Raw genomic sequence first — 12,224 nt, forward strand, 5'->3', positions numbered from 1 at the left:
TCAATCCGCGTCGAGAACGGCCGGCTCGATCACGCCGGCGCGTTCGGTGATCACCCTGTATTGGTCGGGCCGCCGGTGGGCGGCGAAATTGAACATCTTGTCCTTGCCCTGGCGGCAGAGGTCGAGGTCGATATCGGCCACGATCACCTCATCGGTGAGCGTCTGCGCCTGCGCGACGATGCGGCCGTTGGGATCGACGATGCAGGAGCCGCCGATCAGCCCGGAGCCGTCCTCCTCGCCCGCCTTGGCCACCGAGATCGCCCAGGTCGCGTTCATGTAGGCGTTGGCCTGCGTCACCAGCGTCGAGTGGAAGGTGCGCAAGGCTCCGTCTTCGGTGGCGCCACCGTTGGGATCGTAGGCCGCCGAATTGTAGCCGATGCAGACGAGCTCGACGCCTTGCAGGCCGAGCACGCGCCAGGATTCCGGCCAGCGCCGATCGTTGCAGATCATCATGCCCATGATGGCGTGGGCCCAGGACGAGCCGGCGCGGAAGGCGGGAAAGCCGAGGTCGCCATATTCGAAATAGCGCTTTTCGAGCTGCTGGTATCGCGCGCCCGGGCGCGGCTCGACAGAGCCCGGAAGGTGCACCTTGCGATAGCGGCCGAGAATCTCGCCGTCGCGATCGACCAGGACAGAGCAATTGTAGCGCCGGCCCTCCGGCGTCAGCTCGGCATAGCCGACATAGAAGCCGACGCGCAGCGCACGTGCCCGATCGAACAGCTTTGCGACCGCCGGGTTCGGCATGCTGCGCTCGAAATACCGGTCCAGGGCTCCGCCTTCGAGCAGCCAGCGCGGAAAGAAGGTGGTGAAGGCAAGCTCGGGAAACACCACAAGGCTCGCGCCGCGGCCGGCCGCCTCCTCCAGCATGTCGAGCATCCGCGACAGCGTATGCTCGCGCGTATCGGCTTTTTGCGTCGGGCCCATCTGAGCGGCGGCGGCGCGAAGGACACGAACCAAGATTGCCTCCAATCTGTGCGCAGTGCTGCCTCAATGGGCGAATGAACCCATTGATGCGACGCGCAAATCCGCTGCCATTACGGGCGAGCGGGGCTGCAAAATCAATTCGCTTTGCTATGATGTTTTGGCCCTGAGTATAATCGGCAGTGATATGAACCTGCGACAGCTCGAGATCCTGCGTGCCGTCATCCGCCACCGCACCACGGTTGCGGCGGCGGACGAGCTCGGGCTGTCGCAGCCCGCAATCAGCAATGCGCTGAAGACGATGGAGGCGCAGGCCGGCTTCGCGCTGTTCGAACGCGTCAACAACCGGCTGTTTCCGACCGCGGAAGCGATGGCGCTCTACAAGGAGAGCGAGGCGATCTTCGCGCTGCATGCAAAGCTCGAGAACCGCGTGCGCGATCTGCGCGAGAACCGCTCCGGGCATCTCGCCATCGTCGCGACCCCGCCGCTCGCCTACAGCATCATTCCGTCCGCACTGTCAGGCTTCCTGCGCCGCCGCCCGGAGACGCGCGTGTTCTTCGACGTCCGCCGCTACGAGGGCATCATCGAGGGCGTGCTGAGCCGCGTCGCCGAGCTCGGCTTCGCGCTCGGGCTGACGCATCATCCCGGCATCGCGCATGAGGTGGTGCATACCGGCGAGATGGTGTGCGTGCTGCCGCCGCAGCATCCGCTCGCCGACAGGCCCGTGATATCCGCTTCCGATCTTTCCGGCCTGCCCTTCATCGGGCTCGAGCGCGGCACGCGGCTCGGCGAAGCCGTGCGCGACAGCTTTGCCCGCGCCGGCGCGGCGTTCCGGCCGACCGTCGAGGTACGCTACTGCAACACGGCCTGCGTGCTCGCGGCCGCAGGCGTCGGCGCTGCGGTGGTCGATCCCTTCTCGCCGCGGCAGAACGGTGGCAGCGGCCTCATCGTCCGTCCGTTCAGTCCGACGACCCAGGCGGTCGCGTATATGCTATGGTCGGAAGCCGAGCCGCTGTCGCGTCTGGCAAAGGCCTTTCTCAACGAGGTCCGTCAGGAAAGCGCTCGGCTCGAGCGCCCAGCGCCACACCAGCAACATGGGGCAGAAAGCAGTTAGGCTTCGCGACCTTTCCACCCGGGGGCACATGGCACGCATCACCATCATCGAGACGGGACAGGTTCCGCAAAAGTACCGCGAGCAGCATGGCTCGTTCCCCGACATGTTCGCGCGCATGCTCCGCGCCGAGGATCCGACGGCCACGATCGAGGTCGTCAGCATCCCGAAGGGCGACGCGCTTCCCGATCCCGGCCAGATCGAGGCCGTGCTGATCACTGGAGCTGCCGCCGGCGTCTATGATGGACTCGACTGGATCGCGCCGCTGGAGAATTTCGTGCGCACGGCCTACGCCAACAAGACACCGATGGTCGGCATCTGCTTCGGTCATCAGCTGATCGCGCAAGCACTCGGCGGCACCGTGCAGAAGTCGGCGAAGGGCTGGGGCATCGGCCGGCACGTCTATCAGGTGCTGCCGGAGAACGGCGTCATCGAGGGCGAAGCAGTCGCGATCGCGGCATCGCATCAGGATCAGGTGATTGAGCCGCCAAGCGACGCGCTAACGATCCTCTCCTCCGAATTCACCCCGCATGCCGGCCTGCTCTACGCCAACGGCGCGACGCTGACCGTTCAGCCGCATCCGGAGTTCGACACAGGCTTCGCGGAGGTATGCTGCGAACTCCGCGATGGCAACGCGCCGAAGGACGTCGTTGCGACCGCACGGGCGTCGCTGGCGGAGCCGATGGACAACGCGAAGCTGGGTGGAGCGATCACGAGGTTCCTGGCGAGGCGCACGGCACAAGGGGAGAGGTAAAAGCGCACTCGCGGCTTCACTTCTCGCCTCAGAACGGCTCGGTCCCCAGCCCCGGCACATCCGCCGGCCGCGGTCCCGGCGCGGCCCAGTAAAACCGGCGATCCTTCTCCGCGATTGCGATGTCGTTGATCGAGGCCTCGCGCCGCTTCATCAGGCCGTGTTCGTCGAACTCCCACTGCTCGTTGCCGTAGGAGCGATACCACTGGCCGCCGGCATCGTGCCATTCGTATTGGAAGCGCACCGCGATGCGGTTGCCGTCGAAAGCCCAGAGGTCCTTGATCAGCCGGTAGTCCAGCTCTTTCTCCCATTTGCGGGTGAGGAAGGCGACGATGGCTTCGCGGCCCTGGAAAACTTCCGAACGATTGCGCCAGCGGCTGTCCTCGGTATAGGCGAGCGACACCCGCACCGGATCGCGTGAATTCCAGGCGTCCTCGGCCATGCGGGCCTTTTGCGCGGCGGTCTCGCGGGTGAAGGGTGGAAGCGGTGGGCGCGACATGATGGCCTCATCGGTTGATCGGGGCCGCGAATTTATCGCCGCAGTTGGCGGAGTCGATAGGCCATCGCAAATCGGGCGATCACTTATCGGGCGATCACGAAATCAGATCGGCTTTCATCAGCGTGCGGATCGACTTCGGGATAGGCTGCGCGCGACCGCCGCTGATGAAGGCAACACGGACCTCGGCCTTCACCAGCACGTCGTGGCCGCGCCGCACCTCCTGCGCCAGCATGATGGAGGCGCCCTTCACCGCAATCGGCCAGGTCACGACATCGAGCACGTCGTCCATTCGCGCGGGCTTGAGGAAATCGAGATGCATCGAGCGCACCACGAAGGCGAAGCCGGCGCCTTCCGTCTCGGTCTGCTCGAACAGCACCTGCTGCTCGGCGCCCATCAGCCTGAGATGATTGGTGCGTCCGCGCTCCATGTAGCGCAGATAATTGGCGTGATAGACGATGCCGGAGAACTCTGATCCGCCAAATCGTAACAGACGGGAAGGGCTGGTTGCGCTTGGGCCGTGGAGGCAAGCCGCCTAGACCTAGACTAGGGCCGCTCTGACCCTAAGCTGGCCTATTCGCCGTTCGCCATACGTACTTGTCTCTCTTTGCTCCCATGCCGTGGCTGATGCCGTCCGTATTTAAACCTAGCGTCCTAAGCTGATTTTCGCACTGTTCTAATTGGTTGTTTGTTCCCGGCACACGCTCTACGTGCTAGGAAGCTCGCCTCATTGATGAGGGAGAGATTTGCAGATGGCGAAAAAGGCTAAAACGGCGACCGTGACCTATCAGGGAGAGACTTTTACTCGCGGTGATCGAATAACCAAGGGCGCTTGGCGTCTCTTAAATAAGGACAATAAAAAAGTGTTCGTCGGATCGCTGGTCGATACTATCAACGTCGGGAAATATCGCTTGGCAATTTTCAGCGTGCCGAAATAAGACGGTCGATAAATAAAGAGGCCGCCTCAGTTGGCGGCCTTTTTTCATTACAAACCCTGCGCCATCGCCGCACGCAGCGTGCTCGGGATACACAACACCTGAAAACACTGTCACGCCAAATCGTAACATGGGGGAAGGACTGATCGCCCTTGGCCGGTGGAGGCAAGCTGCCTAGCACGAGGCTCAAATCCGAATGCAGGCCGCCCAGAATGGCGGCAGATGTTCTCGGTTCCGGTTGTTCCTATGAGGCCATGGGCGCTGGCCTGTTTCCGAGCGCAGCGGCCTAGTTTGATTTTTGGAGTGGCCTAATTTGCTGAGATGGCAGCAGATGTCAGGTATAAGTTATGTGATTAATTGTTGGGCAGATTGAGAACTTCGTTAGGGAGACTTGAGTTCACTGCCGATTCAATGTGGGGTTGATCTCTCGGCCTGATTCTGCGGACCCTCCATTGGCATTTCTTCACTTGTTAGAGTCGCCTGACGATTTTGACCCTGAGGACCATGAGCTTCAGCACCAGCGCGGCTGCGTATTTTTTAGTGTGCCATTTGCCGTCAGCGAAGACGGCCGATGGCAGACCATGGTGGACGCTGGATGGCATGAACATTATGCCGAGAGGCCATCTCTCGTGCTCAAGTCATGCAATTTCTGGCAGTTCACTTATGAAATCACCCTCCTAGATACCTTTGGAGAGTTCCTGCCCGAATCAACGATGAATCGTGATATCGCGGCGGAATGGCTGCCGCCGCATAGTGGCAGCGCCGTCCTCGACGTTGTATCGCGTTGTTATTCCTACATAATTCGCAACTTTGAACCGTCCCTGGTATATCGCGTTACCAATGAAAGAAATCTTACGGAAGAGGCTCTTGGAAAGTATCACTTCTTAACCGACGTGATCGAAAGTGAAGGTTATTCCGTACTCGTGAACGATTTTGATCCGGAAGGACGGCCTTTCTGGCTTATGGTCAGAAATGGGTTTGACGTAACGGAAATTGTGGCAGAGGATGAAACTTCGGGGAATTGGTCATGACCACGCTGAAGCTTTTACTCAAAGGAACCATCGGCACGACGACTATTGCCGATACATTCCTGAGCCGCGAGACCTACAAGGGTACGCGCCAGCACTCGCCTGAAGCGAGCGAGCAATACCGTCAGAGTGCGCTGGCGGCAGTTGAGAAGCTGCGCGCTCGGCAAGCAGCGCGCTTAAAGCGCCGGGCTTAGTATCTCCAAAGGCCGCCAGAATTGGCGGCCTTTGTGTTTGCAGGTACCTGCAATTTCCGGCTGCCTCAGTTGGCGGCTTCTTTCTTATTCCAACGCGGCATCAAGCCCGGCCTTTCCGGGCTCTTGTTGGGGCTTCTTGTCGTCTTTCTTTTCGTCGTCCTTCACTTTGAAGCTGCGGTTCGGGTACCATTCTTTCAGGCCCCAAGTCCCGCGCCCCACTCTCACCACGTCGCCAACCTCAGTCATGCGACGGGTCAGCACCGACCCAATGGTGTTCGCGGGCTCTTTAGAGTTCATGTGAAGGCCGCCAGCCTTGAACATCGCGGCGAAATCTGGATTCTTTAGTGGAGTTCGCTTGTGTGCGAGTAGGGCTTTCGCCGCGTCAACGATAGACATGCCGAGGAGAGCCCCGGGGTGATCCAGAGAGCCATTATTCGGCTTTGAAGCAGTTCCCGACGGAGCAGCGCCACCAGCATTAGAACCGCCGCCCATGGCGCCGCCGCGCAGCCCTTCAATGGCGGCAATAGCTTGCGCTATCTGATCGCGCTTCGCGTACAGATCAGCCAAGACCGTCTCGTAAGGGTCGATTCCCTTAGATTCGTCAGACATTTGTTGCTCCCAACGCACCTATGTGCTATAGGATTAAGAGTGCCGTTGCGAAGCGGCACAAGCAAAGACGCCCTTGTGGGCGGGTCATAAGGGGTCACGGACCCCCACTCGCTTGTTGGACCGTCATCTTCTTCGCAACCTCCTCTGCTCTTGACCGGGTGAGGACATAGGGCGCGCTCGGACCGTGAATCCTGCGCGCCCTTTTTATTGCACGATACCAAACTTCAATCAAGCGCTACTATTCTGTCCACAGGCTGACTGTGTGGAAATTTCTCCACCAAAATTAGAACTCCCATTCTAGTCGCAAATCCCCTCACAAAACCAAACATTGCTTGATTTGTTGGGATCTGAAACCTACAAACAAAAAGCCGCACCCGGTTGGACGGTGCGGCCTCAAAAAAGGTGTGCCTGTAGTGGGCTGCATGGAATTGCACGACCGCATCATGGTCGGCGTGCGCGTACCGAGCGCCTCGAGCTTGTGGAGTTTCGTCGGCAAGAAGCAGAAGAACGTGCAGCGCCATGAGATCAACGCCAAAGGCGATCAGTACGTTTTCATCGGCATGGCCGGGACGCCGAAGGCAATCATTAGCTGGGGTGTCGGCAAGCGGAATGCCGAGAGCACCATGGACTTCATGCACGACCTCCGCAGTCGCGTCATTGGACAGCCAGAGGTCAGCACGGATGGCTTTCACCCATACCGCATGGCGATCCGCGACGCAGCGGGGGGGCCTTGAGAGCAAGAGCGCGGCGTCCACAAGCTGCGCAATGGTCCACGCCTGTCAGCCACGCCCAGCGCCTTCGCAGGCGTCGTGCGCAGGGCTTCGTGAACACGGACAGAATGTAATGCGCAACGTTACCGCGCGAAGGCTGCAACGTGGTTGTCCAGCTTCTTGCTAAAGCCGTTGGTCATCCCAAAGTTAAGGCCGCCTCAGCCGGCGGCCTCTTCCAAAGCCAATTTTCAGCGAACCTGAGAAGCCCCTCTAACGCCTGCTTCCATGGCATCCCTCAGGCTCTTGGGTATCCGCTGAGCTTTGCCAGCCGAGACGAATGCCACCCTGACGCTGGCCTCCACCAATAGGTCGGCTCCGCGCTTACATTGTTGAAGCAGGGTAATCGACGCACCCTTTATCTCATGGGGAGCCGTGATCACGTCGATTACGTCATCCATGTACGCAGGTTTGAAATAGTCAATTTTCATCGAGCGAACCACAAAGGCGAAACCACTACGGTCGTTGTCGGCACTCTCGAACAGTTGGCGATGATCTGTCCCCAGAAGGCGAAGATAGTTAGTCCGGCCCCGCTCCATGAAGCGCAGATAATTGGCGTGATACACGATCTGGCTGAAATCAGTGTCCTCAAAGTAGACCCTGACTTGCATGTGGTGTGAGCCGTGGCGGATGACGCCGTCTAAATTCGATGGGCTCAAAGCGGAATGTCCTGTCGTTTTGTTGGAGCGGTCAGGAGGTTCGGGTTGATACCGTGAGCCGCCTGCTGTGTCACCCTTGCGGTGGTCCGCTTTTGTTCTTGCAGCTCCACAACCTGAATGTGCCTCTTCGGTTGTATAAGAACAGAACGTGTCTGCAACCATAGTTCAATTTCGGTCGTGGCGGCGCTTCGGCAGTTTTGCCCGCAGAAATTTCAACCAGTGAGCGCAAATCTCCGATGTTCAAGATCAACAAAGATGCAAATTCGATAGAGCCTCTTAGGTCTCATACCTTCGCCGACCTCGGGTTCAGAGAGCGTCAACATCTGCAAGAGTGGATTGCGAAGACTCCATCCTGCCTCGGTGAGGACCTTCTTATCATCCAAAAGGAATTTTCCGGCTTTGCTGATACGCAGGAGCGCCTCGATCTGCTCGCCTTGGATAAGCAAGGATCGCTAGTCTTAATCGAGAACAAGCTGGATGACACTGGACGAGACGTGACATGGCAAGCGCTAAAGTACGCTTCATACTGTTCCAGCCTGTCAAAGGACAACATTCGGAGCATCTTTCAAGAGTATCTCGATAGGGGTGGTGCCGGTGGAGATGCTAAGGAAGCCCTCGTCGAATTTCTCGATGCTGAGGACTATGACGAAATCACTCTGAATAAGGGATCAACTCAGCGGATTATCCTGATTGCGGCCAACTTCCGCAAGGAAGTCACTTCAACCATCCTGTGGCTGCTAAATTTCAAGCTGCGCATTCAGTGCTTTCGAGTTCGGCCATGGCGCGCTGGCGACGATATCTTTTTAGGTGTGGACCAGATAATTCCCACGAAAGATGTCGAGGAGTTCATGATCGGCCTAGCCTCAAAATCTTTGGATGAAGTCGAAGCCGCAGCGGAAGAAAAGAACCGGCATAAAGTTAGACGACAATTCTGGGCTGAATTGCTCCGAGCAGCGGGACCAAAGATACCGCGCTTCGCAAACATTTCCCCAAATCACTTCCACTATGTTTCGGCGGGATCGGGCGTTCGCGGCGTCCCCTATAATTTTGTTGCAAGCAAGTCTTATGGGCGGGTTGAACTCTATATCGACCGGGGTGACAAAGATGAGAACAAGTCGATCTTCGACGAACTGTTCTCACAAAGGGCGACTATAGAACAGGCCTTCGGCGCATCCCTTACTTGGGAGCGGTTAGAGGACAAACGTGCGTCTCGCATAAAGTCGGAAATAGACGGTGACTTCTTCGACGAAGCTCAGCGACCGGCGATGATCTCATTCATGGTGGATGCCATGATGCGTCTGGAAAGCAGCCTGAAAGACCCGCTGTCCCAGATACAACGCAAGCTCAAGTCCAGATCACAAGAGGAGTAGTTGCTCGCTTGCAGGAGACTTGACCAACAGCATGTGGTCCGACCGTGCTGATCGTCCACCCCTCGCGGATTGCGATCGGGGGTCTCCAGCGCTGTAATCAGCGCTATGCACATCTTGACACGACGACCTGACCCGCACCGGGAGGAATGCTGGCGTATCATGTACGGCGACGTACATGTCGGCACGATCGCCCAGGCGTTGGCAATCCGAACGCCGGACCCCAATGGCAGTGGAATTGCGGCTTCTATCCCGGCAGCCGACCGGGCGAATGCAGCACCGGCAGTGCCGGGAGCTTCGATCAGGCTCGCCACGACTTCCTCCAAGCATGGGCGGTGTTCCTGTCCAAGCGGACGGAAGCCGATTTCGATGCTTGGCGGGAAGATCGGGATTGGACCTCTCGAAAGTGCGCGGCGTGGGCGCGGGGCGAGAAGGTGTTTCCCTGACTCTGAGAGCGCCGTGGGGAAGCGGAAGTGGTAGCCGTGCAAACTGCCGGGATGATCGCTTCAGCTCATCAGGGAGCCGCGCTGACTCGCCTGTTGCTTTCTTCCGGCCTACCCATCTCCAAAAGACCGATGCCCCAACGCAAGCCCGCAGTTCCTATTGCAGGAACAAAGGTTTTGCGCTGTTTGCGGCGAGATAGAATTGACGGGGGTATGATCAACACGATGTCGAGACGGTACGCGACGGTCGCAGTCCTAAGCGCTATGACCGTAGGAACAGCCGCGCTTGCAATCAGCGTAACGGCCGCAGAGGCGGACGACGATCTCACGAGCCAACTTCGGGCGTCTCAGCGAGCGCCACTTACAGCCGAAGATATTGCGAGCCGGGGAACGCACTATTTGTCGCGCGGCGGTGCGCTGTTGTCTGGGGCATTGTTGTGAGCAACCTTCCAGCCGGAAGCGACGCCCTGCATCAGGCCGAAGATCGACTGCGCATAGCCCGTGACGACGTGAAGCATTGGGAGCTTGTGCGAGGTCTGTCGGACGCGGCATCCAAACGCGCACAGAATGAAGTAACGCGCGAGTATCTCAATGCGATAACCGGTCTGGATGACCCTATGTTTCTCGGCGACGCGCGCTTGTGCGCTAACAATAGCGGCTTGCACAAGGGGGCAGGGTGATGAACAAGAGCGTCAAACGGCTCGGGATTATCGCAAGCGTATTATGGGTCGTTGTTGGCGGCCTTTGGACGCGCAGCATTGTCATAAAAGAGCTGGGCCACTTCGCGATTTCAAAACATCAGCTCTGCCTTGAGATGCACTCCATTCAAGATGATGGGACGATGCCCAAGGACACCGATTGGACTCAATGCAATCGGCAGTTTGACGCGGATTGGAACCGCGACGTAACAAACACCGACATAAACGTCGGAAACGCGATCTATACATTCGGCCCGCTCCTTGTAGCGTGGCTCGCTGCATACATCGTTCTTTGGCTTGGCCGATGGGTGGCGGCGGCCTTTCGGAAAGGCAAAGCCCCCGTGGAGCGGGGTTGAGCGAAGGTTTCTCAATGTATCGTCCCCCCGCCTCCAGATGAACACGCTGCCTGCTCTAAGAAGTACAGCATGGCAGCGCGAGACATTCTCAAGACTTGCTCGCGGATCAGTGGTGTCACCGTGTGGATCGCTTCCTTGTGTGTCTTGCCTTTCGGGCGCTTCACTCCCGTGGCCGCTTCGAGCATGCGAACGACTAGCTCAGCTTCATCGATCGGTATTGATGGTATCTTGGCCTCCATTGCTTTTGTATCCAGGTGACCAAATAGCGCGCCGTGGCATCGTCGCAAGTCGGAGAAGAACGCCTGAGAGGGGCGTATATCGTCACGCTGCCTCGATCCTGGCCAACGAGTTTCCAGACGAGTTCAAGGAAATCTGCGACGCCCTATTGGCCTTCCGGTTCATAGACACTCAAATACGCATGCCGGGTGGCAACGAAAGCGAGATACCCAAGACAATCTCGGATCAACTTCGGCCGCTGAGTTGGCTTGAGTCAAACCTGCATGCCACCCAGATGGTCGATAAACAAGCGGTCTCCATCGACACTCACAAGATTGACTATGTAAAGGGGGGAAGGTCGCATTCGATCTTGAGTGGAATGCCAAGGATCAGACCTTTGACCGTGACTTGGCTGCCTTTCGTGCATTCTTTGACTACGGAAGGATCAGCGTCGGCATTCTTGTCACTCGCGACCCTTCCCTCGTACCCTACTTCATCCATCTCGGTAAGGCGCTCGATAAGGATGGGAGCGAGATCAATAAGCTAACAGTTGCGAAGTATGGTTTTGAGTACGGCTCAACCGCTCACATGAACAAGCTGCTACCCCGAATGAGCGCGGGGAGAAGCGGCGGATGCCCGGTGCTTGCGTTCGGTATTACGCCGAAGCTGAGGAGCCCTGCGGCGTGGACACCGCTAGTGGGCGCACCGCCTCGGAAGATCAGCAAGCCGCGCAAGCAGAAATAGACAAGGCTCTAATTCTCATCGCGGGCGATACGATATTCGTTGGTTCCGTTCTCGCGGCGGCGCTCGATCTTCAATCCGTGCTTCTTGGCGAGCTTGCTTACTGCTCCACGCAGGGTATGGCGTTGCCATCCAAACCGATCTGCCAGAGCTGACGCTGGACACCATCCGGCCGTCAGACTGTCCATCAGCTCCCGCTCTTTCAATCCGTTCGTGGTCTGGTTCCGCATTGCTGGAGATGGGTCAGCGTACGATCATCCCTTGCACCCAAAAACAAAAGAAGGGACTAGCGGTTCCACGTGCGTGTCTTATGTGCCGATTATGCCGAGCACCTTTGAATTCTGCCTCCCTACCAAAGCGGCCACTGTCCCGGCCGGCCCGGATTGGCTCCACGAAGTCAAATACGATGGATACCGCCTCCGCGTTGAGCGGGACGGTGATCGTGTGCGGCTGATCACGCGCAACGGGCACAACTGGACGACCCGCTTCCCATGGATCGTGGAAGCCGCCCGCAAGGTGCGCCAGAAACAGTTCGTCCTTGACGGTGAGGCGGTGGTATTGGGTCTCGATGGCGTTTCCGACTTTAATGCGCTGCACTCACGTAAGCACGACCATGAGGTGCAGCTCTGTGCCTTCGATCTGCTCTCTGAGGGTGGTGACGATCTCCGCAAGCTGCCGCTACATCTCCGCAAGGCAAATCTCGATCGTCTCCTCGCGAGGCGGCCTGAGGGCCTATTCGTGAACCCATTCGAGCGAGGCGAGATTGGCCCGGAACTGTTTCGTGCCGCGTGCCGGATGGGCCTTGAGGGTATAGTCTCAAAGCATCGAGAGCGGGCCTACGTTGGAGGCCGGTGCCGCCATTGGATCAAGATCAAGAACCGCAACCATCCCGCGATGGAGCGTGAGCTGTGAGGCGGCAACGTGGAGCGCTG

Annotated in this window: 16 protein-coding genes and 2 pseudogenes; 11 read left to right on the forward strand and 7 right to left on the reverse strand. The window is 58.5% G+C overall.

Features of this window, described 5'->3' with window-relative positions:
* Window positions 1-957, reverse strand: coding sequence for an N-carbamoyl-D-amino-acid hydrolase (locus tag XH87_RS18995; protein WP_081492425.1), 957 nt, complete (start codon window positions 955-957; stop codon window positions 1-3).
* A 151-nt stretch (window positions 958-1,108) separates the two neighbouring features.
* On the opposite strand from XH87_RS18995, the gene XH87_RS19000 reads away from it, so the two are divergent.
* Both XH87_RS19000 and XH87_RS19005 read left to right on the forward strand, forming a co-directional pair.
* Window positions 1,109-2,035: a LysR family transcriptional regulator gene (locus XH87_RS19000; protein ID WP_271588436.1), complete on the forward strand. Its 927-nt coding sequence runs from the start codon at window positions 1,109-1,111 to the stop codon at window positions 2,033-2,035.
* Between the two features lie 28 nt (window positions 2,036-2,063).
* Window positions 2,064-2,786, forward strand: coding sequence for a type 1 glutamine amidotransferase (locus XH87_RS19005; protein ID WP_271588437.1), 723 nt, complete (start codon window positions 2,064-2,066; stop codon window positions 2,784-2,786).
* 28 nt (window positions 2,787-2,814) lie between these two features.
* Here the strand turns inward: XH87_RS19005 and XH87_RS19010 are convergent, their stop codons facing one another.
* Together XH87_RS19010 and XH87_RS19015 are read right to left on the reverse strand one after the other, a co-directional pair.
* Window positions 2,815-3,282: a nuclear transport factor 2 family protein gene (locus tag XH87_RS19010; RefSeq protein WP_271588438.1), complete on the reverse strand. Its 468-nt coding sequence runs from the start codon at window positions 3,280-3,282 to the stop codon at window positions 2,815-2,817.
* Window positions 3,283-3,376: 94 nt separating this feature from the next.
* A complete protein-coding gene (locus tag XH87_RS19015; protein ID WP_271588700.1) occupies window positions 3,377-3,772 on the reverse strand; it encodes a YbgC/FadM family acyl-CoA thioesterase in 396 nt (131 codons plus the stop codon).
* A gap of 259 nt (window positions 3,773-4,031) precedes the next feature.
* On the opposite strand from XH87_RS19015, the gene XH87_RS19020 reads away from it, so the two are divergent.
* The 3 genes from XH87_RS19020 to XH87_RS19030 all read left to right on the forward strand — a co-directional run bounded on the left by XH87_RS19020 (window position 4,032) and on the right by XH87_RS19030 (window position 5,436).
* Window positions 4,032-4,217 (forward strand): hypothetical protein, encoded by a 186-nt coding sequence (locus XH87_RS19020; RefSeq protein WP_271588439.1) that lies wholly within the window; start codon window positions 4,032-4,034, stop codon window positions 4,215-4,217.
* Window positions 4,218-4,666: 449 nt separating this feature from the next.
* Window positions 4,667-5,245: a hypothetical protein gene (locus tag XH87_RS19025; RefSeq protein ID WP_271588440.1), complete on the forward strand. Its 579-nt coding sequence runs from the start codon at window positions 4,667-4,669 to the stop codon at window positions 5,243-5,245.
* A complete protein-coding gene (locus tag XH87_RS19030) occupies window positions 5,242-5,436 on the forward strand; it encodes a hypothetical protein (RefSeq protein ID WP_271588441.1) in 195 nt (64 codons plus the stop codon). Before XH87_RS19025 ends, XH87_RS19030 begins: the two co-directional genes overlap by 4 nt.
* An 84-nt stretch (window positions 5,437-5,520) precedes the next feature.
* Here XH87_RS19030 and XH87_RS19035 read toward each other — a convergent pair whose 3' ends face one another.
* Window positions 5,521-6,045, reverse strand: coding sequence for a winged helix-turn-helix domain-containing protein (locus XH87_RS19035; RefSeq protein WP_271588442.1), 525 nt, complete (start codon window positions 6,043-6,045; stop codon window positions 5,521-5,523).
* Between the two features lie 422 nt (window positions 6,046-6,467).
* On the opposite strand from XH87_RS19035, the gene XH87_RS19040 reads away from it, so the two are divergent.
* Window positions 6,468-6,779, forward strand: a complete 312-nt coding sequence (locus XH87_RS19040) for a hypothetical protein (RefSeq protein WP_271588443.1) — start codon at window positions 6,468-6,470, stop codon at window positions 6,777-6,779.
* A 224-nt stretch (window positions 6,780-7,003) separates the two neighbouring features.
* On the opposite strand, the gene ybgC is transcribed toward XH87_RS19040, so the two are convergent.
* A complete protein-coding gene (gene ybgC / locus XH87_RS19045; RefSeq protein ID WP_271588701.1) occupies window positions 7,004-7,423 on the reverse strand; it encodes a tol-pal system-associated acyl-CoA thioesterase in 420 nt (139 codons plus the stop codon).
* A gap of 284 nt (window positions 7,424-7,707) precedes the next feature.
* Here ybgC and XH87_RS19050 point away from each other — a divergent pair, with 284 nt between their 5' ends.
* On the forward strand, window positions 7,708-8,841 hold the full coding sequence (locus XH87_RS19050; RefSeq protein ID WP_271588444.1) for a DUF4268 domain-containing protein: 1,134 nt from the start codon (window positions 7,708-7,710) through the stop codon (window positions 8,839-8,841).
* Between the two features lie 835 nt (window positions 8,842-9,676).
* Here XH87_RS19050 and XH87_RS19055 read toward each other — a convergent pair.
* Window positions 9,677-9,799: a hypothetical protein gene (locus XH87_RS19055; RefSeq protein WP_271588445.1), complete on the reverse strand. Its 123-nt coding sequence runs from the start codon at window positions 9,797-9,799 to the stop codon at window positions 9,677-9,679.
* 161 nt (window positions 9,800-9,960) lie between these two features.
* Here XH87_RS19055 and XH87_RS19060 point away from each other — a divergent pair, with 161 nt between their 5' ends.
* From XH87_RS19060 to XH87_RS36805, 3 genes and pseudogenes are all read left to right on the forward strand, one after another.
* Entirely contained in the window at window positions 9,961-10,335 is a 375-nt protein-coding gene (locus XH87_RS19060) for a hypothetical protein (protein WP_271588446.1), read from the forward strand.
* A gap of 220 nt (window positions 10,336-10,555) precedes the next feature.
* A pseudogene (locus XH87_RS36800) lies at window positions 10,556-10,891 on the forward strand (BglII/BstYI family type II restriction endonuclease); the annotation flags it as partial.
* Between the two features lie 26 nt (window positions 10,892-10,917).
* Window positions 10,918-11,295: pseudogene (locus XH87_RS36805) on the forward strand (BglII/BstYI family type II restriction endonuclease); the annotation flags it as partial.
* 8 nt (window positions 11,296-11,303) lie between these two features.
* On the opposite strand, the gene XH87_RS36810 reads toward XH87_RS36805, so the two are convergent.
* Window positions 11,304-11,522 carry a DUF3489 domain-containing protein gene (locus tag XH87_RS36810; RefSeq protein ID WP_442868284.1) on the reverse strand — a complete coding sequence of 73 codons (219 nt, stop codon included), beginning with the start codon at window positions 11,520-11,522 and terminating at the stop codon, window positions 11,304-11,306.
* A 91-nt stretch (window positions 11,523-11,613) separates the two neighbouring features.
* On the opposite strand from XH87_RS36810, the gene XH87_RS19070 reads away from it, so the two are divergent.
* Window positions 11,614-12,204 (forward strand): ATP-dependent DNA ligase, encoded by a 591-nt coding sequence (locus XH87_RS19070; RefSeq protein ID WP_271588448.1) that lies wholly within the window; start codon window positions 11,614-11,616, stop codon window positions 12,202-12,204.
* The last annotated feature ends 20 nt before the right edge of the window (window positions 12,205-12,224 follow it).

It is taken from the genome of Bradyrhizobium sp. CCBAU 53415, from assembly GCF_028128735.1.
Lineage (GTDB): Bacteria > Pseudomonadota > Alphaproteobacteria > Rhizobiales > Xanthobacteraceae > Bradyrhizobium.

Bases quoted from the DNA above. Each gene is read 5' to 3' on its own strand.
- XH87_RS19000 (WP_271588436.1), top strand. From the start codon at position 1,109: ATGAACCTGCGACAGCTCGAGATCCTGCGTGCCGTCATCCGCCACCGC.
- XH87_RS19005 (WP_271588437.1), top strand. From the start codon at position 2,064: ATGGCACGCATCACCATCATCGAGACGGGACAGGTTCCGCAAAAGTAC.
- XH87_RS19010 (WP_271588438.1), bottom strand. From the start codon at position 3,282: ATGTCGCGCCCACCGCTTCCACCCTTCACCCGCGAGACCGCCGCGCAA.
- XH87_RS19020 (WP_271588439.1), top strand. From the start codon at position 4,032: ATGGCGAAAAAGGCTAAAACGGCGACCGTGACCTATCAGGGAGAGACT.
- XH87_RS19030 (WP_271588441.1), top strand. From the start codon at position 5,242: ATGACCACGCTGAAGCTTTTACTCAAAGGAACCATCGGCACGACGACT.
- XH87_RS19035 (WP_271588442.1), bottom strand. From the start codon at position 6,045: ATGTCTGACGAATCTAAGGGAATCGACCCTTACGAGACGGTCTTGGCT.
- XH87_RS19040 (WP_271588443.1), top strand. From the start codon at position 6,468: ATGGAATTGCACGACCGCATCATGGTCGGCGTGCGCGTACCGAGCGCC.
- ybgC (WP_271588701.1), bottom strand. From the start codon at position 7,423: ATGCAAGTCAGGGTCTACTTTGAGGACACTGATTTCAGCCAGATCGTG.
- XH87_RS19050 (WP_271588444.1), top strand. From the start codon at position 7,708: ATGTTCAAGATCAACAAAGATGCAAATTCGATAGAGCCTCTTAGGTCT.
- XH87_RS19055 (WP_271588445.1), bottom strand. From the start codon at position 9,799: ATGCTTCACGTCGTCACGGGCTATGCGCAGTCGATCTTCGGCCTGATG.
- XH87_RS19060 (WP_271588446.1), top strand. From the start codon at position 9,961: ATGAACAAGAGCGTCAAACGGCTCGGGATTATCGCAAGCGTATTATGG.
- XH87_RS36810 (WP_442868284.1), bottom strand. From the start codon at position 11,522: ATGCGGAACCAGACCACGAACGGATTGAAAGAGCGGGAGCTGATGGAC.
- XH87_RS19070 (WP_271588448.1), top strand. From the start codon at position 11,614: ATGCCGAGCACCTTTGAATTCTGCCTCCCTACCAAAGCGGCCACTGTC.